Source organism: Nodosilinea sp. P-1105 (genome assembly GCF_012911975.1).
Taxonomy (GTDB): Bacteria; Cyanobacteriota; Cyanobacteriia; order Phormidesmidales; family Phormidesmidaceae; genus Nodosilinea.
This window is the reverse complement of record NZ_SMDQ01000019.1, coordinates 38,942-62,814: the sequence shown is the minus strand read 5'-3', so window position 1 is coordinate 62,814 and position 23,873 is coordinate 38,942. Positions and strand designations below refer to the sequence as shown.

At 53.5% G+C, this 23,873-nt stretch carries 23 protein-coding genes; 11 read left to right on the top strand and 12 right to left on the bottom strand.

All coding sequences use genetic code 11. The features are described from left to right. Positions 1–253 precede the first annotated feature (253 nt). On the bottom strand, positions 254–877 hold the full coding sequence (locus E1H13_RS10830; protein ID WP_169613450.1) for a TenA family transcriptional regulator: 624 nt from the start codon (positions 875–877) through the stop codon (positions 254–256). Positions 878–1,126: 249 nt separating this feature from the next. Here E1H13_RS10830 and E1H13_RS10825 point away from each other — a divergent pair, with 249 nt between their 5' ends. From E1H13_RS10825 to E1H13_RS10795, 7 genes are all read left to right on the top strand, one after another. Continuing rightward, positions 1,127–1,729 carry a tRNA-(ms[2]io[6]A)-hydroxylase gene (locus E1H13_RS10825; protein WP_169613428.1) on the top strand — a complete coding sequence of 201 codons (603 nt, stop codon included), beginning with the start codon at positions 1,127–1,129 and terminating at the stop codon, positions 1,727–1,729. Between the two features lie 154 nt (positions 1,730–1,883). Then, positions 1,884–2,384 (top strand): GNAT family N-acetyltransferase, encoded by a 501-nt coding sequence (locus E1H13_RS10820; protein ID WP_169613427.1) that lies wholly within the window; start codon positions 1,884–1,886, stop codon positions 2,382–2,384. A 229-nt stretch (positions 2,385–2,613) separates the two neighbouring features. Then, on the top strand, positions 2,614–3,177 hold the full coding sequence (gene coaD / locus E1H13_RS10815) for a pantetheine-phosphate adenylyltransferase (RefSeq protein WP_169613426.1): 564 nt from the start codon (positions 2,614–2,616) through the stop codon (positions 3,175–3,177). After that, positions 3,075–3,869 carry a hypothetical protein gene (locus tag E1H13_RS27245; protein ID WP_240966585.1) on the top strand — a complete coding sequence of 265 codons (795 nt, stop codon included), beginning with the start codon at positions 3,075–3,077 and terminating at the stop codon, positions 3,867–3,869. The genes coaD and E1H13_RS27245 overlap by 103 nt, the downstream gene beginning before the upstream one ends. Then, positions 3,866–4,492, top strand: a complete 627-nt coding sequence (ruvA, locus tag E1H13_RS10805) for a Holliday junction branch migration protein RuvA (protein ID WP_169613425.1) — start codon at positions 3,866–3,868, stop codon at positions 4,490–4,492. Before E1H13_RS27245 ends, ruvA begins: the two co-directional genes overlap by 4 nt. 92 nt (positions 4,493–4,584) lie before the next feature. Then, a complete protein-coding gene (rpsO, locus tag E1H13_RS10800; RefSeq protein ID WP_169613424.1) occupies positions 4,585–4,854 on the top strand; it encodes a 30S ribosomal protein S15 in 270 nt (89 codons plus the stop codon). A gap of 177 nt (positions 4,855–5,031) precedes the next feature. Next, entirely contained in the window at positions 5,032–5,535 is a 504-nt protein-coding gene (locus tag E1H13_RS10795) for a PAM68 family protein (RefSeq protein ID WP_169613423.1), read from the top strand. Between the two features lie 115 nt (positions 5,536–5,650). Here E1H13_RS10795 and E1H13_RS10790 read toward each other — a convergent pair whose 3' ends face one another. Next, on the bottom strand, positions 5,651–6,847 hold the full coding sequence (locus E1H13_RS10790; protein WP_169613422.1) for a hypothetical protein: 1,197 nt from the start codon (positions 6,845–6,847) through the stop codon (positions 5,651–5,653). A gap of 70 nt (positions 6,848–6,917) precedes the next feature. Then, positions 6,918–8,063, bottom strand: a complete 1,146-nt coding sequence (locus E1H13_RS10785; protein ID WP_240966584.1) for a HetZ-related protein 2 — start codon at positions 8,061–8,063, stop codon at positions 6,918–6,920. 504 nt (positions 8,064–8,567) lie between these two features. Between E1H13_RS10785 and E1H13_RS10780 the strand changes: the two genes are divergently transcribed. Next, on the top strand, positions 8,568–9,224 hold the full coding sequence (locus E1H13_RS10780) for a sugar transferase (RefSeq protein WP_169613420.1): 657 nt from the start codon (positions 8,568–8,570) through the stop codon (positions 9,222–9,224). Between the two features lie 158 nt (positions 9,225–9,382). Here E1H13_RS10780 and proB read toward each other — a convergent pair whose 3' ends face one another. From proB to E1H13_RS10750, 6 genes are all read right to left on the bottom strand, one after another. Next, positions 9,383–10,507, bottom strand: a complete 1,125-nt coding sequence (gene proB / locus E1H13_RS10775) for a glutamate 5-kinase (protein WP_169613419.1) — start codon at positions 10,505–10,507, stop codon at positions 9,383–9,385. A 716-nt stretch (positions 10,508–11,223) separates the two neighbouring features. After that, positions 11,224–11,766 (bottom strand): YqeG family HAD IIIA-type phosphatase, encoded by a 543-nt coding sequence (locus E1H13_RS10770; protein ID WP_169613418.1) that lies wholly within the window; start codon positions 11,764–11,766, stop codon positions 11,224–11,226. 88 nt (positions 11,767–11,854) lie between these two features. Next, positions 11,855–12,874 (bottom strand): endolytic transglycosylase MltG, encoded by a 1,020-nt coding sequence (mltG, locus tag E1H13_RS10765; protein ID WP_240966583.1) that lies wholly within the window; start codon positions 12,872–12,874, stop codon positions 11,855–11,857. Positions 12,875–13,184: 310 nt separating this feature from the next. Beyond that, positions 13,185–13,754, bottom strand: coding sequence for a DUF3727 domain-containing protein (locus E1H13_RS10760; RefSeq protein WP_169613416.1), 570 nt, complete (start codon positions 13,752–13,754; stop codon positions 13,185–13,187). Between the two features lie 68 nt (positions 13,755–13,822). Next, entirely contained in the window at positions 13,823–14,275 is a 453-nt protein-coding gene (gene ruvX, locus E1H13_RS10755; RefSeq protein ID WP_347404145.1) for a Holliday junction resolvase RuvX, read from the bottom strand. Beyond that, positions 14,275–15,522 carry a GNAT family N-acetyltransferase gene (locus E1H13_RS10750; RefSeq protein WP_206070323.1) on the bottom strand — a complete coding sequence of 416 codons (1,248 nt, stop codon included), beginning with the start codon at positions 15,520–15,522 and terminating at the stop codon, positions 14,275–14,277. The genes ruvX and E1H13_RS10750 overlap by 1 nt, the downstream gene beginning before the upstream one ends. A gap of 241 nt (positions 15,523–15,763) precedes the next feature. On the opposite strand from E1H13_RS10750, the gene cruF reads away from it, so the two are divergent. Both cruF and cruG read left to right on the top strand, forming a co-directional pair. Then, positions 15,764–16,702 carry a gamma-carotene 1'-hydroxylase CruF gene (gene cruF / locus E1H13_RS10745; protein WP_169613415.1) on the top strand — a complete coding sequence of 313 codons (939 nt, stop codon included), beginning with the start codon at positions 15,764–15,766 and terminating at the stop codon, positions 16,700–16,702. A 152-nt stretch (positions 16,703–16,854) separates the two neighbouring features. After that, positions 16,855–18,090 carry a 2'-O-glycosyltransferase CruG gene (gene cruG, locus E1H13_RS10740; RefSeq protein WP_169613414.1) on the top strand — a complete coding sequence of 412 codons (1,236 nt, stop codon included), beginning with the start codon at positions 16,855–16,857 and terminating at the stop codon, positions 18,088–18,090. 109 nt (positions 18,091–18,199) lie between these two features. Here the strand turns inward: cruG and E1H13_RS10735 are convergent, their stop codons facing one another. The 3 genes from E1H13_RS10735 to murI all read right to left on the bottom strand — a co-directional run bounded on the left by E1H13_RS10735 (position 18,200) and on the right by murI (position 21,440). After that, a complete protein-coding gene (locus E1H13_RS10735; protein ID WP_169613413.1) occupies positions 18,200–18,670 on the bottom strand; it encodes a CYTH domain-containing protein in 471 nt (156 codons plus the stop codon). Positions 18,671–18,681: 11 nt separating this feature from the next. Next, positions 18,682–19,653: a solanesyl diphosphate synthase gene (sds, locus tag E1H13_RS10730; RefSeq protein WP_169613412.1), complete on the bottom strand. Its 972-nt coding sequence runs from the start codon at positions 19,651–19,653 to the stop codon at positions 18,682–18,684. Between the two features lie 920 nt (positions 19,654–20,573). Next, positions 20,574–21,440 carry a glutamate racemase gene (gene murI, locus E1H13_RS10725; RefSeq protein ID WP_169613411.1) on the bottom strand — a complete coding sequence of 289 codons (867 nt, stop codon included), beginning with the start codon at positions 21,438–21,440 and terminating at the stop codon, positions 20,574–20,576. Between the two features lie 1,169 nt (positions 21,441–22,609). Here murI and E1H13_RS10720 point away from each other — a divergent pair. Next, positions 22,610–23,593, top strand: a complete 984-nt coding sequence (locus E1H13_RS10720; RefSeq protein WP_169613410.1) for an RNA polymerase sigma factor, RpoD/SigA family — start codon at positions 22,610–22,612, stop codon at positions 23,591–23,593. Positions 23,594–23,873: the final 280 nt, after the last annotated feature.

The window sequence follows — 23,873 nt, the reverse complement described above, 5'->3', positions numbered from 1 at the left end:
ACACAACCGATAAATCAAGCCGTTAAATCAAACCCTTAAATTAACCCGTTTAATCCATCCTTTACCCATGGGCTCAGCCTCGGACAGCTGAGCCTTTTTTGTGATTGCTCTCTGCACACTTCACTATTTTGTCGAAGGGCGGGTCAGAAGCTAGAGCACTGGTACAGTAGGTCAAGCTCCCTGAAGTATTGACCTTATCGACCACGAATTTTGGAGCTTCTCCAGCCAGAACCCAGGGATCTGTACTGACGGTCTAGGCGGCATTGAAAGCCATTTGCCAGAAGCTTTCTTCCAACCGAGCCACGCGCAAAAAGGTCGTTGCGGCCAGGGTTTGGGTATGGGGACTAGCCACTTTCAGCACCTCATCCGCCTGGGCGGCTAAGACATTGACATAATCGGTAAAGCCAGGGTTGCCCCAGCGATCGGCAAACTCGGTATAGGGTTCTGCCATGGGGCCAGGGAGTTGCCACCCCTGATTGTAGGCATACTCAATCGCCCACAGGGCCGTCGCTTGCACAGGGTAAGGTTCAACCACCAAACCGGCCATAAAGTCGCAATATTGCTGGCAGATCGACTGCCGGGGAGCATCCAGGTTTAGCCCCCGCTCAGCTGCTTTTGCTTGAAACCACAGCAACTCATCCTTGAGGGCAACCAGGCCACCTAGCAGAGTATCCAAATGATGATCCGGGGCAAACCCTAAAATTTGACCCAGCATGCGGGTAAAGTCTTTAACAAACAAATAGTCTTGCACCAACCAGGTATTGAACTGGGCTGGCAGAATAGACCCCTCCTTGCAGCCCGTCAAAAAGGGATGAACCGTAGCCCGCTGCCAGGCATCTGCATGGACGTGGAGCAAGTAGCTGCAACTGATCACCACTGGCTCAGGGGCTGGGCTGGCCTCATGGGACCCGTTAGTTTCGGTGGATTCGGTAGATTCGGTGGAGCCGTTAGATGTCACCATTCGTTTGATCTCAGCGCTTAAAATCAGAGGGTGGATTGGCGGCGGCCAAGCAAGTGACTTAATTCTAGTCCTTTGTGACACAGTAACTTGCATCTCTTGGACTGCCGAGGCCGTGGTCCCGTTCCCCGTTGACTCAATCTGTTGTTATGGCTTCTGCCTGTTGTTATGGCTACTGCGTCTCCCCCTGCCACGATCAAATTTCTCCAGACCCCTACTGGCTCTGCCTGGCTCGATCAGGCCATGGCTCATTTGGATGTGATCTTGCTCGATCACGCCCAGTGTGAGCGGAAGGCGGCCGGAGTGGCCATGGGACTGATCAACCGCTATCCTGCTGATGGCGCTCTAGTCACAGCGCTGATCCCGATCGCCCAAGAGGAGTTAACTCACTTGGCCCAGGTGAATCAATGGCTAGAACGGCGAGGCATACCCCTGAGGCCGCTGTCACCACCTCCCTATGGGGCTCAGCTACGCCAGCAGGTCCGCCCCCAGGAACCCCACCGACTGCTCGATTTGCTGTTGATCTCAGCCCTGATAGAGGCTCGCAGTCATGAACGCCTAGGACTATTGGCCCAGCACTGCCCCGATCGCGCCCTCGCCCAGTTTTACCACAGCCTCATGGCCTCTGATGCCCGTCACTATGGGGCTTACTGGGTGCTAGCCACCAACCGTTTTCCTCGCCACCACGTGGATGAACGCCTGGGCCAACTAGCCCAAGTCGAAAGCGACATCCTCGCCCACCTCCACCCCGAACCCCGCATCCACAGTTAGTTCCATTCCCCTTCCTGACCGGTGCATTGCCGCCCCAGGTTGACCACCAAAGCCCAGACCTCGACCGCTAATGCACCCTACGATTTCAACAATCCAAAATTCAAAATTCAAAATTCAAAATTCTTCCCCACCTTCCCCACCTCCCCACCTCCCCATGCCCACCGACCACCACGACACCTACCGCCAATACACCATTCGCCGCTGGCAGCCCGGCGATCGCGACGCGGCGATTAGATTAATTGCTACGGTGCTGGCGGAATACGGCCTCACCTGTGAACCCACTGGCAGCGATCGCGACGCCGTGGACGTAGAAACCTATTACTGGCAGACCGGCGGTGACTTTTGGGTGGTAGAGGCCCATGGCGATCTGGTCGGTACCGCTGGCTATTACCCGATTAACCGGGCTCCTCAGGCGGTGGAAATTCGTAAAATGTACCTGTATCCCCAGGCCCGGGGGCAGGGATTAGGGCGCTACTTACTCGCCACTCTGGAAGCTGCGATTCAAGCTCGGGGGTTTCAGCAGATTTGGCTGGAAACCGCGTCAGTTTTAACAGAGGCGGTGTGCCTGTACGAGGCCCAAGGCTATCGGCCCGCCACCGGGGTCGAAACTCCCCGCTGCGATCGCGTTTATTGCAAGCGACTAATAGTCTGTTAAGTCAGACCTGACGGGTTAACAGGGTCTGCGGTGCAAGGTTTACGGTACAGGGTCTACAACTCGCCTTAAACCGCATACCGTGAACCCAGTGCATAGCACCCGCCATGATCAGATGGCCTGAGTACCTGGTCAATGAGTTGATCTAAGGTCGCCAAGTCCTCATGGGACCCCCCATGAGGACCTGAGCTAAGTCCGCTATAATCGCCTCATTGCTACCGAGACAGCCGTTTTGATTGCGATCTACCCCGGCAGCTTTGATCCCATCACCCTAGGACACCTGGATATCATTACCCGTGGCAGTCGACTGTTTGAACGGGTCATCGTCCTGATCTCTAGCAATCCTAACAAAGCTCCCCTCTTTTCTATTCCCGAGCGGATGGAGCAAATTCGTCTGTCCGTCAATCACCTGAGCAACGTGGATGTTGACTACTACGATGGCCTCACCATTACCTATGCCCACACCCACCAGGCCCAAATTTTGCTGAGGGGGCTACGGGTCCTGTCAGACTTCGAAAAAGAGCTACAAATGGCTCATACTAATAAAACCCTTGCCGATGACATCGAGACTCTGTTTCTATCCACCTCCACAGAATATAGCTTTCTCAGTAGTAGTCTGGTGAAAGAAATTGCCCGATTTGGGGGCCCTATCGACCATCTTGTTCCTGACCATGTAGCGCGAGACGTATGCCAATGCTACGCCCAGACCCAACCCGCCCCGACAGCCCCCAACAAAACGATGCTGCCACCGATGCCATCGGTGACGCCGCCAACCTCCCCGCCATCAGTGCCATAGACATTCAACAGGAGCTGAACAAATTAGAAGAAGTGATTCTAGGCAGCCCTCGGGTTCCCTTTAGTGGGCGCACGCTGGTAGATGAAGATCAGTTACTCGATCAGCTGGATGCAATTCGGCTGAATCTGCCCCCAGCCTTTCGTCAGGCGGTGCAAATCCTCCAGCAGCGTAGCCGCCTGATGGCCGAAGCCGAACGCTATGCCCAAGACCTGATTGCTGCCGCTGAGCAGCAGGCGGCACAAATTCTGGATGAAATTGGCATTGTGCGGCAGGCTGAGCAAATGGCCCAGCAGATTAAAAATCAGGCTCAGCAGGATTGTGACAGCCTTAGATCCCAAGTTATGGCTGAGATCGAGCAGATGCAAGTGCAGTCTCAACGAGAGTGGGACTCGTTACGGCAAAATGCCCTGGTCGAGCAAAAAAACATCCAACAAGAAGCCGATGCCTACGCCGACACCGTTTTATCCCAGGTAGAGCAGCAGCTCTCCCAAATGCTGCGGATTATTCAAAATGGGCGCAGTCACTTGCAACCCGCTGATCCAACCCCGCTGACCCGCCCAGACTCTAGCGGTCATCGTCGGGCCAAAGCGCCAAAGTCCTCTGGCCCCAATTTGCCTAACCCGCGATATGGCCAACGATCCGGTGGCAAAGGGCATCGCCCCCCGGCCAAAAACCCTAACGATGGCCAATGATTAGCTATCTAAAAGGGTCGCTGGCGGCGGTTCACAAACCTGGTAACCACAAAATTATTGTCACCCTAGAGGTGAACCAGGTGGGTTACGACTTGCAGGTGGCCGCCCGCCAACTCACCTCTCTACCACCGCTGGGGGAGAGTACTCAACTGTTTACCCACCTGTATTTCCGGGATGATCAAGCCACCTTGTTTGGGTTTGGTGGCCAAGCCGAGCGTGATTTATTTCGACAACTGATTGGCGTCAGTGGCATTGGCCCGCAGGTGGCCCTCGCCCTCCTGGATACCTTGGGGGACGCTGAGTTAGTCCAGGCCATTATCGCCGGCAATACCCGGCTGATTTCTCGAGCCCCAGGGGTGGGCAGCAAAACGGCTGAGCGGGTTGTCCTAGAGCTTAAGACTAAACTGCAAGATTGGCAGGCCCAGGCAGGGCTCCCCTCTGTGCCTACCGGTGGCCCAATTGGCGCCATTCACGAAGAGGTAGAAGTCACCCTCAGCGCCTTGGGGTATAGCCAGAGCGAAATTCTCAAAGCCTTACAGGCCGTTGGTCGCCACAGCACCTTGCAAAAATCTGCCGATCCTGAAACCTGGGTTCGAGAAGCGATCGCCTGGCTGAGCCGATAACTTAAAATCCTCTGTTTCGGCACAGGGTTGCCTATGCTATAGTGGAAAATCCTGACATTATCATCCATACCTATAGAGAAGCTGTCTGTCCCATGACTCTGTTGCAAGAACGCAAGCAGGAACTGATCGCCGAGTATCAAGTTCACGAAACCGACACGGGCTCTGCTGATTTGCAGATCGCCATGTTGACTGAGCGCATTAACCAACTCAGCGCTCATCTACAGAAAAACAAAAAAGATTACTCCTCCCGTCGTGGCCTACTGAAAATGATTGGCCAACGCAAGCGACTGATGGCCTACCTGCAGAAGCAAGATAGTGAGCGTTATCGAGCTCTAATTAAAAAGCTTGGTATTCGTGGCTAGGTTTGCCTTCCGCTACCTAGTCCTGCCTGGTAGCAGCATGACCACCGTTGCTGAGGGGGCAGGTGCTAGGTGTCAGGTATCAGGAATGGTTGATCGACTTATGCCTCAGAGTACTCGGTGAATCCGCTGGATTCGATGTACTTGGATTCAATGTACTTGGCGTCACTGTAGTGATCTATGGCTCCTGACTCATCCCGCAAGCGTCTGCCGTTTGAACCTACCAGTAAGGGTAAAGGGGCAGACAATAAGTCCTCTGGCTCGTCATTGCCTAAGCCCGAGGACACTCAGGATAACCCCTCGTCGTCTACCAAAGTCAAGGCGACTAAATCTCGTCGTTCGCAGTCATCCTCAGATGCCTCCACGGCGGGGGCTATACCCGAGGTTGTTAGTCGGCGGATGTTACGGCGAATGTTGGCCTTTTCGGGGATACCGACCGCTCTAGGCGTCGTTACATTCTTTGCGAGCTACTTTTTGCTGGTCAATGATGTGGTTGAGTTGCCCAGCTATTTTGTCTTATTTGCCACCCTCGGTTGTTTTGGGCTCGGGGTGGTGGGGTTGACCTATGGCGTGCTGTCTGCTTCCTGGGAAGAGAATCGGCCGGGGCATTGGTTTGGCTGGGACGAGTTCCAGGTCAACTTTGGTCGCATGCGTCAGGCTTGGGGGTCAAAGGCAGATAGTTAGCCCAAAGGGGCACTGGGGTTGCTATTTTCTGATGCCTTTATCCTGAGGGTGCAGGCTTTGGGTGTCAGGTATTAGGAATGATTTGCTAACCGATGGCGCAGAGTCGTAGCAGGGATTATGGCTCTGCACGGTTTTGGGTAATTTGCTCAATCTGTGTTTCCATCGTCTTAATCAGAGCCAGCAGATCCTCTAGGGCGACGATATTGGCTGCTGACACCGGCTCTGAGGCTAAAGTCTGTTGACTGCGATGGCGAATTTCAGTGATCTGCTTTTGCAGGCTTTGGGCAATGGTAAGGGCATCTCGGCCCAGACGATTAATTTGCTGCTGCTGGTAAAACCGCAGAGCCGCTCCCCGCAGCACCTGAAGGGTTGCTTCTTCGCCATGGATGCCAGCTATGAGCCGAAACCGTAGCAGCACCCGCTCCCCTTTAAACAGACGTTCAATATCGGTTTGCTGGGTCTGGGTTGCTGGCAGTAGCGGCATGTGGGTGAGGCGCTTGAATTCGTTGATCACGCTCTGGAAAGTCTCTAAATTGAGGTCCTCCAGCGCAGACTGAACCACGCCATCTTTGCTCCACAGAACTCGGCCTTGACTGGGGCGTCGTTCAAAATATAACCGGCCAATGCCCTCGGCTATCACTTGCTTGAGTAGCTTCTGCATCAGTGCTTTAGGGGAGATCCGCTGGGGGTTAGCGTCATCGTCGTCAGCCTCCCAGTCTAGGGGTGCGATCTCCAACGGAGGCGCCACAGGATTTTCTGCAGCAGCTATGGCCATCTGATCGGTTGTGTGACCTGGCTCCTTGACGTTAGCCCTGGCCTCAGGGGCTTGCTCTGTGGCGGTCCTCAGGTCAAGGTCATCTGCCATCAAAATGGTCTCGGGGCTATCCACAATAAAGGTGGCTTGCTCGGCTGACTGAAAACCAGAAAGGGGCACAGGCTTGGTAGGTTGTTGCCCTTGCATCGACTGTTGTTTGACCTTGGCGGCATAGCTGAGGTAGCGGGACAGCATTTGCCGGTGCCAGTCCGATGTAACGGGCCAGGACACCACGGAGCAGTTAATGTACGATACTTGACGGCGGACATAATCAGCGGCAGTGGTGTCGTTAGGGTCGACCATACCCAAGTTGAGCAAGCTAGCCTCAATGGAGAGGGGAATCACTTGGTAGTAAAGGCAGGCTTCAAAGGGCAAGACACTGTCGACCAAGGTCAACATTTGAGGAATGTTCAGTCGGCTATCAATGGCCGGATCGCCACTACGGACATCCAGGGATGCTAGCCTGTTAGACGGATCTAGGGCATCTGACTGAGACATCAATCGTGAGTGGTAAAAAGTTACCTCTATCCTATGTCGCCTGTTCTATTCATGCCACTACTCTTTCCCGTCACTCCTCTTTAGGACCGTCCATACCCTGGCTGCGCAGTTCTTGGGCCGCTAAGTACAATTGCACCCACTGACTTTGCACTTGCCGGGTTTTAAGCTCCAGTTGCTGGGCAATCTCTTCGGTGGACTGTCCAGCCTTGTAGCCCTCTAAAATACACTGTTGCTCTGGAGTCAGCTGTTGCCAAAACTGCTGCCACTGGGTGAGAGACAAGCCAAAATTGTGGTCTCTTAACGAGGTTTTCAGCCACTGCAACACGGTGGTGGGTTGCTCTCTGAGGGCGAAAATTTTCAGGGCATGATAGCTAATTTTTTCCCGCAAGCGATAGACCTGCTGCACGGGTAGATTTAACATCTGGGCAATTTGATCCTGGGAAAACCCCTTCAAGTGAAGCTCAAGCCATCGCACGGCAGTGTCGTCTAGGTGGCGATTAAGGTAGCCCATGAATGATGTTTTGACCTGCTGCCGCAGCGACTGCTGCTCAAGCTCTTGCTGTGCATCTTGATAGCGGCTCCAGGCTTCTATATCCATCAAGCTGAGGGTATCGTCTGAGTCCTCGGGGGCAATTTCATCGGACACTAAACGAATTAACTCGCCAGTGGGCACTTGGGTCATGCCGCCCTTTTGGCTACGGCGTAGATAGTTGACAAACCGGTAAGTAATCAGGGGTTGGTTACGGATAGGGCGCAGGCAGTATTCTTCCACACTGGCAAACATTAAAAGGTTGCGCAGTCTAGCATTATCCGTGCAGGTGGCAATCCAGTGAAGTTGCTGGGCCAGGTGGCGATCGCTGCGCATCATTTCCTGAATTACTTCTTGCACCACATCCACCACTGTTCGCTGGCGATCGCGGCTGAGGGAAATCCAGGTACGAATTTTATTACGGACCAAAAATAGGCCACTGAGGCGTTTGACCAGCCGTCGATAGCCTTGTTCTGGGCTGACTTGCCAGTAGCGCTGCTGCAAAATGCGATAGCGGTAGTCAATCGCTTTACTAAGAATGACCAGGTCATCTGCTGACAAAGTATCAAGCCGTTCTGGATTAGCCCCCAGTAGCCAGCACACAACACTTTGGCAGATAGCTAATGACTGGTCGGGATAATCTTTCCGCAAGCGTGACAACCAATCACTGGCCATCTTGTCTGCCATGACCATGAATGCCCAATCCCCATCGCAGTGTGCACATGCCGTAGGCTTTATCTTAATAGCTGCTGCTGAACCTGACGAAATCAGTCCCAATTTGCCGGTTACCCGTACCATGTCCGGTCTCAAACGCGACCATGAGAGGGATCCTAATTTGGGTCAGCCTTCACAGTAACTTCACATAGATGAATAATACTCGAAGATTTGCCGAGTCAACCCTGGAGAGCCCTTTATCCCGTGGCGTGCCCTAGGGGTTTCAGTGTATGTTGTGAACACATACGGTATTTACTGAGGTGTCAAAAGTTACAGTGACTTACTTGAAGAAGTGTAAACTGTGGCTATTCGTAAAGACGCCTCCATACCAAGTCCAGCTCAGGATCCGGAGTTTTCCCACAGGCAGGACTCCAGGTCTGGACTTGGGCTTGGTTCAGTTTGAACTTGAGCCGATCGCTCCCCTTGTCGTTCCTGTCTACCGTTAACTGCACACGCTTCTCGTCAACAGGGTCTACCATGCTATCTTTTCCTCAAGGTGGAGTCACCGATAGCCCGGTGTCTGTGATTCACCCATCTACTAAATGCTTCGTTAAGCGCACCATCGATATCGCCGGGGCTTTGATCGGTTTGTTTGTGTTAGCACTTGCGGTCGTGCCCATTGCGATCGCCATTCGGCTGGATAGTCCGGGTCCTATTTTTTATTCCCAAATTCGTTATGGGCTAAAGGGTAAGCCCTTCACCATTTGGAAGTTTCGCTCCATGGTGCAAAATGCCGATGCCTTGAAACAAATGGTGTCGAATCAAGCCCAAGGGTTGATCTTTAAAAATGAGTCCGACCCTCGAATTACCCGGGTAGGGCAGTTCTTGCGTAAAACCAGCCTAGACGAATTTCCACAATTTTGGAATGTGCTGAAGGGGGATATGAGTCTGGTGGGTACCCGCCCTCCTACTGAGGATGAGGTGTCTCGTTATCGTCCCCATCACTGGCAACGACTCGATGTCAAGCCGGGGCTTACAGGGCAGTGGCAGGTGAGCGGGCGCTCGGCCATTAAAGACTTTGAAGAAATTGTCAGGCTAGATTTGCACTACCAGACGGTTTGGTCTCCCTGGTATGACTTGCAGGTGATTCTAAAAACGCTGTTGGTCTTGCTAGATCGCAAAGGGGCGTACTAAACCGTGAGCGGTAAGGGCGCGGCTCTGCCTACGTCCCCCACACCTGCGTAAAACCTCACAGACCCTAATTTTGGGTATAATCCACCGCTGATGATACCTGCCCTCTCCCTTGACACAAACGGCAGGTTCTGGCCAGAGAATGTTTTCCAGAAGTCCCCTTAGACCAGGGATTGTGAGATGGCCAAGTTATCTCGATGGACCACGGTGGCGCTGCCATAGCCCAAAATTTTTGGAATCTCGTGGGATTGGCGGCCTAGTATTTGACGCAGGTCTTGGTCGCTGTAATTGACAATGCCTCGGGCCACTTCCTGTTGGTCAGGAGTGCACAGTACCACTGTATCCTGGGGCTGAAAGCTTCCTTCCACATGGGTAATGCCCGCTGCCAGTAAAGACTTGCCAGCACTAATGATGGCTTGCACCGCACCAGCATCGAGGTAAAGCCGCCCAGATGGGGCCGGGCCAGTGGCAATCCAGTGTTTACGGGCCTGACTAGGGTTAGGATGGGGCGCAAATTGGGTGCCAATGGCCTCCCCTGCCAAGATTTTGGCAATATTACCTGGCTGGCGACCGTCCGTAATCACCGTCCGAATCCCGGCGGTTGTGGCAATTTGTGCGGCCTCTAGCTTGGTAAGCATGCCCCCCGTGCCCCACTGGGAGCCCTGTCCCCCAGCAACAGCCTTGAGGGCCGTGAGGTCTGCCAGGCTGTCTATGGTATGGATCGGTTGAGCTTCAGGGTGCGATCGCGGATCGGCAGAGTAGAGGCGATCAACATCGGTGAGCAAAAACAGCCAGTCAGCTCGAATTAAGCTGGCCACCAGGGCTGACAGGGTATCGTTATCGCCGAATTTGAGTTCTTCGACGGCAACCGTATCGTTTTCATTCACGATTGGAATCACCCCCAACCGTAGAAGTTGTCGAAAGGTGCGATAGCTGTTGATATAGCGCGATCGCTGGGCCAAGTCACTGCGAGTCAAGAGCACCTGGGCAATCGGCTGTCTCAGGACCGAAAACAGATCATCGTAGATGCGCATTAACCGCCCCTGACCGACGGCAGCCACCGCCTGCTTCATGGCAATGGTTTTGGGCCGCTCTACCAGGTTTAGCCGCCGAGCCCCAATCCCTACCGCCCCAGACGATACAAGCACCACCTGATGCCCCTGCTGCCTAAGGGTGCAGAGGGTTTCAACTAAATTGGCCACTGTCGAGAGCGCCACCTGGCTCACATCAGTACTGGTTAAGCTGGATGTACCAATTTTGACAACAATCGTAGACGCTACGCTCACAACCTAAGCCTTTTGCCAGCAGGACAACGGGCAGTATAGCTACCGCTCTTTAGTTTAGGACAAGAGAGCCGGACAAATCAGATTAGAGTGTTCCAACCAAATACCTATCTGGAGCCTCACTGGGATCGCCCCAACGGACCGAGTTCGCGTCCTGGAAATGGATTTTTTAGTTGGGATACCCTTAACCCTGGGACCCTCGACGACTGGACGCTGCCCCTATGGGCCTGGTCAGGGACTAGGGAATCAATCAGTAGGAAATGAGAGCTGATCACAGTCTTGCTTCACCGCTGATTATCGCAGGTGAGCAAAAAAGTTGGGTACCGATCAGCGCTGACCAGTACCCTAAAAACATTTATTAAATGAAGAGTCTTTATTAAGCGTGACCCTTGTTTATCTCACTAAACTATCGCAGCCGTTTTGCCCCGACCGCGAAGACGTAATTTTTTCTTTATATTTCCTTTGAATGACTTTTGTTGCTTTCGGTAAAGGCCTGACATGTTTTGCAAGCAGAGCACATCTTTAGTTGCAAAACTTAGTGGTTGGGCGGCCTGAGCGCGATCGCCTAAAATGAGCCGTCACCGTAGTTCAGCCGGGCACGAGCCAGCCAACTATTGCTGCATCTGAACCCTGACGGCTGCGACCCTCAGCCAAGGTGGTCATGGGCATACCAGGCTACATAGCCATGCAGACTGCGGCTGATTGGGGAGGGACAGCCCCTACGGAGCAGGCTTGGAAATATTGTCTGCAGCCGTTAACGTAACTCCCAGATACTGAGAAATGGACACTTCTAAATAGCGCAGGGGAGATGGCCAAATCACCTCATTGGCCAAGGGCATCGGTTCTACCAGAATAGTGAACATACCGATGCGATTGCCTGCCAATACATCCGTAAACAGGCGATCGCCCACCATGGCCACCTGGTTAACCGGTAACTCCATCGCGGTTAAGGCTTGCTGCAACTTACGGCGCGAGGGCTTACCAGCACTGGTTAAATAGGGCACATCCAACAGATCAGCAATACGGCTAATCCGGTTGGCATTGACATTATTACTCACCAGCCACACTGAAGCCACTGGCTTAATTTGCCCCATCCATTGGGCTAGGGCGGGGTTAGTTTCCGCTTGGCGCAGCGGCACCAGGGTGTCGTCAACGTCTAAAATCAGTCCCCGCAGGTTGTAGTGGTCCAACACATCGGGCGACAGGTGGAGAATATTCCTCCCCAAGACTAAATCAGGCTGTAACAAGGTGGATAAGGACATCGCAAAATCATAAGCCCCACAAGTCAGCATAATCTAGATTGACCCTCTAAATTACCCCAGCTCTTGGCCAGACCAACCCCACTCACCCCTAGTTATCAAATGTGGCCCGGATTGCATCCCTGGCCGCCTCATGTTCAGTCAGGGTGCGGCTAAACACATGGGTACCATCGTAGCGGGCTACAAAATAGAGGTAGTCTGTCTCCGCTGGGGTTAGAGTGGCTTGTAAGCTAGCTTGGCCGGGGTTGGCAATAGGGGTCGGCGGTAGCCCAGCGTTGATGTAAGTGTTGTATGGAGAAGGGGTACCCACTTGGGCCCAGGTCAATGGCTGCTCTGGGGTTTGCACAATCCCGAGGCCATATTCCACTGTCGGATCTGCACCTAAAGGAATATTTTGCTCTAAACGGTTGGTAAACACCCCGGCAATCAGATCGCGCTCATCCGCGACCACTGCTTCTTTCTCTACAATACTGCCCAGGGTGACCCACTCTAACAGCGACAGGTTGGCCCGGTTGTCTGGCTGGTAAATGGGGAGTGCCGACGACTCAAACCGTTGCAGCATCGTATCAACCACAGCGGCAGCGGTCACCCCTTCTGCTGGTAACTGGTAGGTGTCTGGGAACAAAAAGCCCTCCAGGTGGGGAATATCGTCGGGCAGCCAGGGAAAAGTTTGACGCGGCACCTGTTCGCTGGCCGCTAGAAACTCGTCAGCGGAGAAGAAACCCTGCTGCTCAAAATAGGTGGCCATTTGCTGCCGGTTCCATCCCTCGGGAATGGTAAACGAGGTTTGCAGCACTTGCCCCTGGCGAATGGCATCGGCGATATCAACCATGGGTTGCCCTGGGCTGAGGGCGTAAGTACCAGCCTGGAAGCCAGTGTCAGGGTTGCGGAAGCTCTGCCAGCGAGACCATAACCGCCATGCCAAAGCGGAGCGAATCAGCCCGGCCGCTTCTAGATCCTCACCAATTTGCTGACCGGACGTACCGGTAGGAATTTGAATTTGTACCCTCTGGGTATCGTCCACAGTTTCAGTAACGGGAACCACTGGACTGCTGGCCCAACTCCACCAGGCCCAACCTTGCCAAACGGCAAGGCCTGCCACAACGGGCATCGCTACCCCTAGTATCCCCCAGCGAATTCCTTTTGATGATTGGGTCATAAGCCTTAGCAACTATCGCCTGGGTCTAAAGGTTTCGGGCTGCCAGATAGCTGAGGACATGGGTGGCCTCGTATGACCAGAGACTGGGAGGCTATCTGACGGACAACCGCCAATGGGATCATAGGCGGCATATATCTTAACCGAAGAGGCGACGACTATACCAAGCCTAACTCAAGATCTGGAGCTTTCCCACAGACAGAACTTCAAGTCTGGACTTGGGTTGGATTTATATCTGTGGTTCTAGCAAAATATAGGCGTAAGGTCAGTCTAAAATATCGAACAGCTTTTCCTCCAGATTGCCACGAATCAGTTGGAACTCTTCTGGGGTCACGACCTCTAGGTTGCCGTTTGATGTCCGGTAGGCAAAAATCAGCAAGGGATCAAGGGGAGTGCAAAGGGTATATTCCTGGTCGTTATTAAAGCAGGTGGCCAGAATTTGAAAATCTTCGGTCATGGGGTTGCCCTGGTCATCTACTTCGTCCAGTTCCAGGGTGAGGCAGTTGGCCTCGTCTACCTCGGGCAGTTCCCCAGAGGCGGTCAGGGTAATGGCTGTGCGTTGCAGGGTTAGGTTTTGCTCAGCCAGAACCGCTTTGGCGGTCAAAAAGACCTGATCGATTTCGTCATCTTCGATATCCATCAGGATGTCGTCGTCGTCGTCATCGTCGTCCTGTTGCCAAACAAAGATTTCGATGGGGGCGTCAATCGGCAAGAGCAGCAAATACTCGCGATCCTTGAGGTAAAAGTTTTGCTCTACCTGGCAGGGCAAGAATCGACCGACGTCGTCTGTCAGAACGACGGCTGACTCATCAAAGGGTTGGGTATCGTCCGCCATAGAGGCTACTCATCCATAGGGGGCCAAGACTACTGAGGGTAGCAGTGTTACCAGAATATCCCATTCGGTTACGTCCCACGACGCTGTTCAAGCCAACGCTGTAGAATTAAGGCGGCGGCTTTGCGATCGACTAGGCCCTTATTGTCCCTGGGAGAGCGGCGTTCCGCTTGGATCAGCTGCTCGGCCTCAACGGAGGTCAGTCGCTCATCCACATAAACGATCGGTAAGCCTAACGCCCGGCCCAGGCGATCGCCCACTTTACGCACCTGCCTGGCCTGAAACCCCTCAGTACCTTCCATGGTGAGGGGTAAACCCACCACCAAAAGCTCTGCCTGGCGTTTGTGAACCAGGTCGGCTAAGGCTTCCACCAGGGTGGCAAAGGATTGCCAGTATAGGGTGGTTAGCCCGGTCGCAATCAGGCCAGTGCGATCGCAGCCCGCCACCCCAATCCGCTTGCGGCCAATATCCAATCCCAGCGCTGAAACCTCAGCCCGGTGCTGACCCCCGGTCAAACTATCCACTACTGCTCTCCGTCAGTGGGCTGAGTGATTGTGGATGGAGGGTTGTTGGGTTCCATAGGCTGCAACCCCATCAAGGTTTGCCACCGTTCCGCTGACCAGGTCATACGACCGGGCACCGGCTTGCCTGAGGGTTGCAGACCGGTCAATACATCAGACAGTTGGAGTCCTTCAAGGGAAATTGGTCTAGACTCCCGGACTTTGTGCCACACCGATCGCGACATTAACAGACTGTGGGAGTCAGGAATAGCCTGCATCTGGTTTAAGCACTCTTCCCGCTCGGGTTGATAGTCAAAGGAGGTCAGCTGTAGCGTCTGTTCGGGAAATGGCTGCAAGATTTTGGCCATTTGCACCATCAGCTCTGGGTATAGCCAGGTGTAAGCAGGGTGCACGGTTAAGTCAGCCTGGTGGGGCTGCTTGCCATCGCGACAAATGGTGAGTTTAAACTGGCCGATGGCCGCCTTACGCTGCTGCTCAAACACGTAGGCGCTGACGTCCTCGACTTGGTTGAATAAGCGATCCGCCGTAGCGGCGGCGGTACTCATCAAGTTGCCTTTAAAGTCCTGGATTTGGTGGTCAAACACCTGCCGTACCAGGGGGGGCATGGACGCCGTATCCAATTGGTACAACAACTGGGCATCGGCATTGCTCACAGGCAGCAAGTTGGGCAAGTCAGGTTCTCGCTGAGCCAGTTGCACAATTTGCTCAGGGGGCAGCGACCAGTAGGTCATCTGGGCTAGGGGTTGAAAGCCATTGAAGCGATAGAGGGCCAGCGCCATTTTATGATTGACATCTACCTCTAACATCCAGGTGCGGGCTTCCCACACCGCTTCGAAGCAGTGGCGTAACAACCGGGACCCAACATCCATGAAGCCTGAGGTGTCGGCTGACCCGTCGCCGCCATTGGGGACAGCTCGGGTTGCCGCTCGGTTGACCGCAACGGCCTCCACTTTCCAGGTGCTACGGGTGCGGTTAAACGGTGACACCTGAATGATGCCCACCACCGAGTTTTGGCGCTCGGCCACAAAGGTTGATAGATTAGTCTGCATCGGGCTAGGTACCCAGCTCAATACCTTGAGCGGGCCATACCACCGTCGCTGTCGTTCCAGCCAGGCCACGATCGCATCGGCAGCCGCTTGATCGTCTCCGGCTTCAATATCTTCTAGCTGCCACTGCTTTAGATCGTCTAAGTCGCGATACTGCAACGGGCGTACCGTAATTCCTGGGCCATTGGTCGTCAAGCGTGCCATAGTCGCGGATAAACAGACGATATATCGCTATCTTAACGGGTTTTCCAATTTTCCACACCGCTGCCTAACGTTAGGGGTTAGGCCGATTGATGAGTCGTTTTTCGTGAAAGGAGAGAATTGGGTGACGAAATCGTTTACAAAACTTAGGATCTGCGCGACGATTGATGTACTGTCTTGAGTTTGTCTGGCCGTCATAACTCAGGGTTGATCGCAGCTTTGTCAGCGGTATTTAGGGTTCACCATGGGATATCTTGTCAAGATTGAGCGGTTTTGTCTGTATGGCCACATTGTGGCTATGGCTTTTGGTCTGGCTGGCCTGCTTTGGGTTGTGCCTCACCCTGAAATGTTGCGCTACGTGCCAGCGGGTCAAACCCTCTTTCGGTGGAGCATGGCTGGGGGCGGGGTTGGCTATATTTTGCTAGGCACCATAGCCGTGGCGCTATACGCCTATCGTACCTTTGGTTGGCGAGGGCTGACGGCGTTTGCCCTGGCGGCTGTTGGCATCTCCCTATCTAGTGAACTGTTGGGCACCAGCACTGGCTTCCCGTTCGGACATTACACCTATCTCAATGGCCTGGGGTACAAAGTCGCTGGCCTGGTGCCGTTTACGATTCCCTTGTCCTGGTTCTACTTAGGGATGTCGTCTTTGCTGTTGGCGTGGAACGGCTTGGGGGTTGGCAATCGTCGCGATCGCTACACTGGACTGTGGGCCATGGGGGCGATCGCATTAGGGGCTACCTTGCTGACCTCTTGGGATTTTGTGTTGGACCCAGCCATGAGCCAGACGGAGCTACCGTTTTGGTACTGGCACCAACCCGGCGCCTTCTTCGGTATGCCCTACCAAAACTTCGCGGGCTGGCTGGGCACTGGGGTCGTGTTTATGACCGTGGCCCTGTTGACCTGGTGGCGTTTAGATATTTCTCCGAGCCTTTCCCAGGAGCAATTGACCCTACCCCTGACGATTTACTTAGCTAACTTTGGTTTTGCCCTGGTAATGAGTTTGGCGGCTGGGTTTTATCTGCCGATTGCCATGGGGTTAGTCACAGGGGTGCTCCCAGCCGTACGGTGTTGGCAAGTCGCTCGGCTAAATCATCTGGCTGCGTCTTCGGCTGAGACAACGGCTGCCTTAGCCCAATCCATGGAGTCTGCCGTTACTGCTGCCAAAGTAGTGGTGAAGTAGGGGGCTAGTGGTCTCTCAAGGTAACGATGGCGGGCTAAAAGGGTTCACAGTTGAAGGTCTAGATCTGGCCGTGAACCGTGAACCTCGGTTCGCATAACCCGCCATGATCAAATTGACTGAGCACTAGAGTCCGTATTTACATATATATATTGATGTCAGTCGAGGTAACGGTATTGTCTGCGGGTGAATCGTCTGTTGCCTTTCCCTGGCTGAGTTTTTGGGCTGTACTGCTGTTGAGCTTGCAGTTGCCGATGGTCGCTGTACTCCTGTCTCGGCTGTTAGTGGGGGCTGTTCGTCGTTCTCCCCTCAAAGCCCAAAAGTCTAGTCTGGGACAACTGGGGTCAGTGTCGATTGTAGTGCCGACCCTAAACGAGGCCCAGCGGATTTGCCCCTGCTTAGATGGCCTAACCCGCCAAGGCTACGAGGTGCGGGAAATTTTAGTGGTAGACAGCCGCTCCATCGATGACACTGTGGCCATTGTGCGGCGCTACCAGACTCAGGATCCTCGTATCCGCCTGTTAACCGACGCGCCGCTACCACCCGGCTGGGTGGGTCGGCCCTGGGCTCTGGACTATGGGTTTCGCCATAGTCACCCTGACAGTACCTGGATACTGGGCCTAGACGCTGATACGCAACCCCGACCAGGCTTGGCGGCGGCCCTAGCCGCTGCCATGGCCCAGGAAAACTATGATTTGGTTTCCTTGGCCCCTCAGTTTATTTTGAAATCGCCGGGGGAATTTTGGTTGCAGCCAGCCCTGTTGATCACCCTGGTGTATCGGTTTGGGCCTGTAGGGACGCCCGCATCGGATCCTCAGCGGGTGATGGCCAATGGTCAATGCTTTATGGTGCGCCGTTCTTTGCTGGAGGCGTTGGACGGTTATCAGGCTGCCCAGGGCTCGTTCTGTGATGATGTCACCCTGGCTCGGTATGCAGCGACCCAGGGGGCTAGGGTGGGCTTTTGGGATGGCTGTCAGTTGTTGCGGGTGCGCATGTACGAAGGCGTAGCCGAAACCTGGCGAGAATGGGGCCGATCGCTAGATCTAAAAGATGCAGCTCCCCGTCTGCAAATCTGGTGGGACTTGCTTTTTCTGAGTTTAGTGCAGGGGCTGCCCTGGGTGTTGGTCCCCTTGCTTTGGGCGATCGCCTGGAGTAACGTTGGCGAGTGGTCCCTTATGGTGTCCATACTGCTGGCTGTAAATATGGGCCTGTTGCTACTCCGCCTGGGGCTGCAAGGGGCGCTCGCCACAGCCTACGACTTTCAGGGGGCAACTGGTGCATGGGCCTTTTGGCTATCTCCCTTAGCGGATCTGGCGGCGGTGGTACGGATTGGCCTCTCGTCCACGCGGCGGCCCACCCAATGGCGAGGCCGTGAATACCCAGCCGATTAGCACTGCTTGGTAGAAAGATGACCACCGTTGCTGAGGGTGTCGGGTGTCAGGAATGGTGGGCCAACGTATGCCGCAGCCTACTAATCTAGCGGGTGGGGGCGATCGCCCCTCAAGCGGACCAGTGACTAAAGGGATGGCGAGCTAAGTTGGAATTAAAGTAGCGGGGATCCCCAGAGACCTCTTGGCCAATCCAGCTGGGCCGGGGGACAGGCTGATCGGGGGTCTGGAGCTCGACTTCAGCCAGAATCAGGCCCTGATTGTCCCCTAGGAATTCATCCACTTCCCACACCACGTTCTCTAAGGGAATGCGGTAGCGATACTTTTGAATCAACGGAGGCTGACAGAGGGTTTCTAGAATGATTTGGGCATCCTCTACCGGAATCGGATATTCGAACTCGGCGCGTACCAGACCAACGGCTGGGCCTTTCAGGGTGAGGTAGGCACGATCGCCCACCTGACGTACCCTCACCGTGCGGGCATCTGCTGTGGGTATATAGCCCTGCCGCATCAAGACCCCTGTGGCTCCCTGACGCCAGCGATCGCTGACCACTAAAAACTTACGCTCAATTTCTTGACCCATGATAGCGATCGCTAGGAAATTCGCCTGAGCACATAGTCAGCCATGTCATACAGGGCTTGACGGGCCGCCGAAGGGGGTAAGTGTTGGAGGCAGTCCGCAGCTTGACGGGCATGGTCGGCTGCTAATTCCCGCGATCGTTGCAGCCCGCTACTCTGGTAGACCAACTCTAACGCCTGTTGAAAGTCGTCCACCTCGGCAAATTCACGTTCAATTAGGGTGCTCAGCCCAGGATGCTCTTTCAGGGCGTAGAGGACAGGGGCTGTGAGATTGCCACTCTTGAGATCCGAGCCTGCGGGCTTACCCAACACGTCCTCAGAGCCAGTGAAATCTAAAATGTCATCAACAATTTGAAAGGCTAAGCCAAGATGGCGACCATAGTCATAGAGCTGGTCAATCATCGCCTCTGGGAGTTGGCTGAGTACGCCAACAGACTTAGAACTATTGGCAATCAGCGAAGCGGTCTTAAAGTAGCTCTTCTCCAAATAAGCCTCAATGGAAAGACTCGAGTCAAACCGGTTCAACCCCTGCTGAATTTCACCTTCAGCCAGATCCATAATCACTTGGGATAGTAGCTTAACCACTCGCAGATTATCTAAATTAGCCAAGTACCAGGATGATTGGGCAAACAAAAAATCCCCTGCCAGTACGGCGATGCGATTGCCAAAGCTGCTGTGCACCGTCGGCACACCCCGGCGCAGGCTAGACTCGTCCACCACATCGTCATGCACTAGGCTGGCCGTATGGATCATCTCTGTGATTTCGGCCAAGCGGCGATGCTTTGGGGTAATATCCTGGCCGGGTACGGCGGCCCTAGACAGCAGCAGTACGATCGCGGGTCGAATACGTTTGCCTCCGGCGCCAAACAAATGCTCGGCTGCTGCGAACAGGATGGGATGTCGGGCCCCAACCAATCCCTTGAGATTCTGGGCTAGTAGGTCAAGATCAGACTCAACCGGTGCAAAAAGAGAAGTTACTGAAGCCATGGACTCCCGATCAGGGCGAAGTAAGTTACGAATTTTTACATATTCTATCGTCATTCTAAGGCAAGCCTAGGGTGAGGGATAGTTATTCTTCAGACTTTATGCTTGAAAGCCTTGTATATTAAGCCCCTTGGCGATTTGACATGAGATTTTGCCCTAGGGTTAGGGACAAAATCCGCAGTTGTGTCATCACTTCCTAACCATTGGCGAAAAATCCTTTTTTGCTGAAATATCAAAAAATATGGCGATATTTCGGCTTTAATCCGGTTTTTGGAGATTTATGATTCCCCTCAGCACAGTTGCTGTGGAATGGGGATCGACTCAACAGGGGGAGACAATCTGGAGGTTTAGGCCTCTGGAACCTGCAAGGCTTATGGTTTCCATGATAGGATTATAAATAAGAATTTGCTAAAGAAAGTCCGTCAAGCAGTTGACGACCTTCTCAGGTTTGGCAGTAAAAAATATATTTTTATTAGCCATCCTTGGAAAGCGCAAGGCAACGGTTATGACTTCGTGGCTGCACAGCTGTTTTGAAGTTGTTGCCCTGCTGCTGCTTCGTTCTATCCCTTAGCTCCTTAAAGGCATGCTCTGCATTGGTGCTTGTCAGGTGTTTCCTGGCCTGGATGCAGACTAGCTCTAGATAGCTGCAACGCTGTTTAGGGTCGGTTTTTGTATCAGCTTATTGTTGCAGCTGTGGGTATGCCAGCATCCTGATCCGTCACACCTCCCTCAACTCCCCAGCGCTCACACCATGACCATGAATCTATCGCTAATTGTTATTCCAGCTCTCGCGATCGCCTACCTGGTAATCGTCTATGGCGCCCTAGTGATAGCCCGGCGTTCAGATCGTTCCCGCCGTTCGCAAAGCTAGGGAACAGCTACTAGCCACCCAGTCACTCGATGCCCATGGCCCTAAGCTGGGCTTACTGAATCATCTGTTCTCTGGGCATGATGGTTTGGGGTGCTAAGTCCGGCAGGCGGACTTGGTGCGTTGCCGGTCGATAGCCCAGCCACTGAAAAGCCAGACGATTAAATTCCCTCGGTCGTCCACTGACATAAAACTCGGTTGGCCAGGCTGGGGAATTGCTGCTTAGCCCCAGAGCATCGAGTTCTTTGGCGGCGGCGGCGACCATGTAGTTGGCCGGGTTGATGAACTGCATGGTGCTGGGTAAGAGGGTCTGCAACACAGGTGCCAGATGGGGATAGTGGGTGCAGCCATAAATCAGCGTATCAATATTGGCCGTGACTAAGGTTTGAAGATAGTCTTCTGCAACCCGGCTAGTCTGGGGATGCTGAATTTGATTTCTCTCTACAATGGGCACAAACTTAGGACAGGCCACTTGCCAAACCTGGCAGTTGCCATCGAGTTCCTGAATAGCGTCGGGATAAGCCTGACTGGAAACAGTCGCCTGGGTCGCAATGACGCCAATGCGGCGACCCACCTGCGATGCGGCCTGAGCCCCTGGGCGGATTAGCCCTAAAATTGGGAAGTCAAATTCTTGCTGCACGATGTCTAGGGCCAGGGCTGAACTGGTATTGCAGGCCATCATCACCATCTTCACCCCCTTTAACTCCATCCAGGTCAAAATCTGGCGGACAAAGTAAAGAATCTCCTCTGCAGAGCGAGACCCGTAGGGCAAGCGAGCTGTATCACCAAAATACAGGATTGACTCATGGGGGAGTTGCCGATAAATCTCCTGCAAGACCGTTAACCCCCCTACACCACTATCAAAGATGCCAATACGAGCTGGGCTATTGGACATCAGTTGCCGATCAACCCCATGTTTCATAGGTGCTTATACTTATGAGTGAAGACATTAATCTCAATGAGTTTAGCGGTTTTTGTCGGAAATTCTAGGTCCTAGGCACAAAAAACTCTTTTTTAAGCATTTTGGATCCTAAAAAAACTGAGCCCTCAGGGTGAGCTAGCGGTTGATGCCGGTTCTGGCTGAACCAGGGGAAGCCGAAATGTTTCGAGTTTTCGCGTTAAGGTCTGTGACCATAGATCCCCCAAGCTATAGCCAGGGGGGGGACAAACCGTTAATTTTCTCAGGCTTGTCTCATCCAAAACCTGGCTTTTAGGTCGATGATAAATTACTGAGTTGGCAACACTTATTGGCGGCTTCTAGGTATGCCAGTGTGATGGTAGATACTTAGCGTCACATGGTTGTTACGTCACTGCCATAGGGATGTCACAGTAGCTTGTTAAGCTGAGTCACCTACTTGGCATAAGTCCTGACATCAATCTTGGTGAGGTCACTATTTGCAAGGCTTTTAGGGGCCGTGATCGAGGTTGACCGGTACGGTTTTCCAGGGGGGGAAGCCCTAATAAGGGAGATGTACAAGCAGGGCATACTAGAGTCAATGAAAAGGGGGATATTTCATATTTGAATTGCAGTCTTTGATGCAGACCGGTTTCGGCTTTTAGTCGATCCTCAATCGTAGGAAACAAAAGTGTGTTTTCAGGGTCAAGTGGTTTGCAAGTCAAGGGTTGGGAGTTGAGGCGATATCACTGGCATATCAACTGTCATACAGGCACTTTACGCAACCCACAAGTTGTTATACTCTAGAGTTATGAATTCATAAAATCACTTCATTGACTGAGTGTTGAGGGGCTGATTGTTAAGGGTTGCATGCTGGGGGCTGGAGGATGAAGGCCTCGGGCAAGTTCTACAGAAGCGTTAAATGCGTTAGGCGAGTTGAGGGCTGGGGGCTGCCGCTGAGGTTAGGGAGATGGCGATGCCCCGGTCGTTGAATCGTTTTTTGAGTAAGCAAAGGTTGTGGTGATGTTGGACAGGCTCAATGCAAGGGTTGACAGGGTTGAGCTAGAGGAAAAGCAAGATTTCAGAAATCGGCCATGGGAGCAATCGCTAGACAGGATCTAGGGTTGTTTCCGGTCAGCAGGATTTATCTCTAAATATTGGGCGTGATTATTAGTTAGTGGAGGCGAGGTCAATTTATGCCAAAAACCAAAACCCGGACGTTGAAAAGTAAGCCCCTCTACAGTGCCGACGCTGTGCGAACTTATCTCCATGAGATTGGGCGGGTGCCTCTACTAACCCATGAGGAAGAGATTATTTTTGGTAAGCAGGTGCAGGCCTATATGGCCCTGCTGGAGCTAAATGAGCAGCTTCAGGAGCGCCTAGAGCGTGAGCCTTCTGATCGCGAGTGGGCGGAAGCCGCAGACCTCTCAGAAGAGAAGCTGCATCACACCCTACGCCAAGGGGAGCGGGCCAAGCGCAAGATGATTGAGGCGAATTTGCGCCTGGTGGTGGCGATCGCGAAAAAATACCAAAAGCGTAACCTAGAGTTCCTGGATTTAATTCAGGAAGGTACCCTGGGCCTAGAGCGCGGGGTGGAAAAATTTGACCCCACCAAGGGGTACAAGTTCTCGACCTATGCCTACTGGTGGATTCGCCAGGCCATTACTCGAGCGATCGCCCAGCAAGCCCGTACCATTCGCCTGCCCATCCACATCACCGAAAAGCTGAACAAGATCAAGCGGGTCCAGCGAGAGCTGTCTCAAAAGCTCGGTCGCAGCCCCAATGCGGTGGAAATTGGCGAAGAGCTAGAGCTAGAACCCAAGCAAATTCGTGAGTTCTTAGTGCTAGCCCGCCAGCCCATTTCCCTGGATGTGCGCATCGGTGACAATCAAGATACGGAGTTGCAAGAACTGCTAGAGGATGATGGGATTTCCCCAGAAACCTTTACGGCTCAAGAATCGCTGAAGCAGGATATTCGTAACTTGCTGTCAGAGCTCACACCTCAGCAAAAGGAAGTGATTACCCTGCGCTATGGCCTCGATGATGGCAATGAGCTATCCCTGGCCAAGGTGGGCAACCGGATGAACATCAGCCGTGAGCGAGTGCGTCAGCTTGAACAACAAGCTCTAAAACACCTGCGTCGCCGTAAATCGGCCATGCACGGCTACATTGCCAGCTAGTTTAACAGCTCATAACCCCTAGACAAGGACGTCAGATATTGGCGTCCTTTTTTGTCTGAGTCTAGAACACCGCTACACAAACCCGGTTTCTTGGTCAGACAGCAGGTTAGGGACTCGCAGAAAAATAACGTACTCGCTGATCGGGCTTGCTCCCCAGGGGAGCCATGACATGAACGACTTCGCTCAGCCCTCGGTCACCGAAGGTTGAGCGAGGGCGAAACCTGGCCATTGGGTACACCGTATAACCCGCAGATCCCTTATCTCGTTAGAGCAGTGACGA

Coding starts and splice junctions, on each gene's coding strand:
- E1H13_RS10735 (WP_169613413.1), bottom strand. CDS start 18,670: ATGGGTCAAGAAATTGAGCGTAAGTTTTTAGTGGTCAGCGATCGCTGG.
- E1H13_RS10720 (WP_169613410.1), top strand. CDS start 22,610: ATGCCAAAAACCAAAACCCGGACGTTGAAAAGTAAGCCCCTCTACAGT.
- mltG (WP_240966583.1), bottom strand. CDS start 12,874: ATGCCCGTTGTGGCAGGCCTTGCCGTTTGGCAAGGTTGGGCCTGGTGG.
- E1H13_RS10820 (WP_169613427.1), top strand. CDS start 1,884: ATGCCCACCGACCACCACGACACCTACCGCCAATACACCATTCGCCGC.
- E1H13_RS10795 (WP_169613423.1), top strand. CDS start 5,032: ATGGCTCCTGACTCATCCCGCAAGCGTCTGCCGTTTGAACCTACCAGT.
- E1H13_RS10770 (WP_169613418.1), bottom strand. CDS start 11,766: ATGTCCTTATCCACCTTGTTACAGCCTGATTTAGTCTTGGGGAGGAAT.
- E1H13_RS10750 (WP_206070323.1), bottom strand. CDS start 15,522: ATGGCACGCTTGACGACCAATGGCCCAGGAATTACGGTACGCCCGTTG.
- sds (WP_169613412.1), bottom strand. CDS start 19,653: ATGGCTTCAGTAACTTCTCTTTTTGCACCGGTTGAGTCTGATCTTGAC.
- E1H13_RS27245 (WP_240966585.1), top strand. CDS start 3,075: ATGCTACGCCCAGACCCAACCCGCCCCGACAGCCCCCAACAAAACGAT.
- cruF (WP_169613415.1), top strand. CDS start 15,764: ATGGGATATCTTGTCAAGATTGAGCGGTTTTGTCTGTATGGCCACATT.
- E1H13_RS10790 (WP_169613422.1), bottom strand. CDS start 6,847: ATGTCTCAGTCAGATGCCCTAGATCCGTCTAACAGGCTAGCATCCCTG.
- E1H13_RS10780 (WP_169613420.1), top strand. CDS start 8,568: ATGCTATCTTTTCCTCAAGGTGGAGTCACCGATAGCCCGGTGTCTGTG.
- murI (WP_169613411.1), bottom strand. CDS start 21,440: ATGAAACATGGGGTTGATCGGCAACTGATGTCCAATAGCCCAGCTCGT.
- E1H13_RS10785 (WP_240966584.1), bottom strand. CDS start 8,063: ATGGCAGACAAGATGGCCAGTGATTGGTTGTCACGCTTGCGGAAAGAT.
- E1H13_RS10760 (WP_169613416.1), bottom strand. CDS start 13,754: ATGGCGGACGATACCCAACCCTTTGATGAGTCAGCCGTCGTTCTGACA.
- cruG (WP_169613414.1), top strand. CDS start 16,855: ATGTCAGTCGAGGTAACGGTATTGTCTGCGGGTGAATCGTCTGTTGCC.
- rpsO (WP_169613424.1), top strand. CDS start 4,585: ATGACTCTGTTGCAAGAACGCAAGCAGGAACTGATCGCCGAGTATCAA.
- E1H13_RS10825 (WP_169613428.1), top strand. CDS start 1,127: ATGGCTACTGCGTCTCCCCCTGCCACGATCAAATTTCTCCAGACCCCT.
- ruvA (WP_169613425.1), top strand. CDS start 3,866: ATGATTAGCTATCTAAAAGGGTCGCTGGCGGCGGTTCACAAACCTGGT.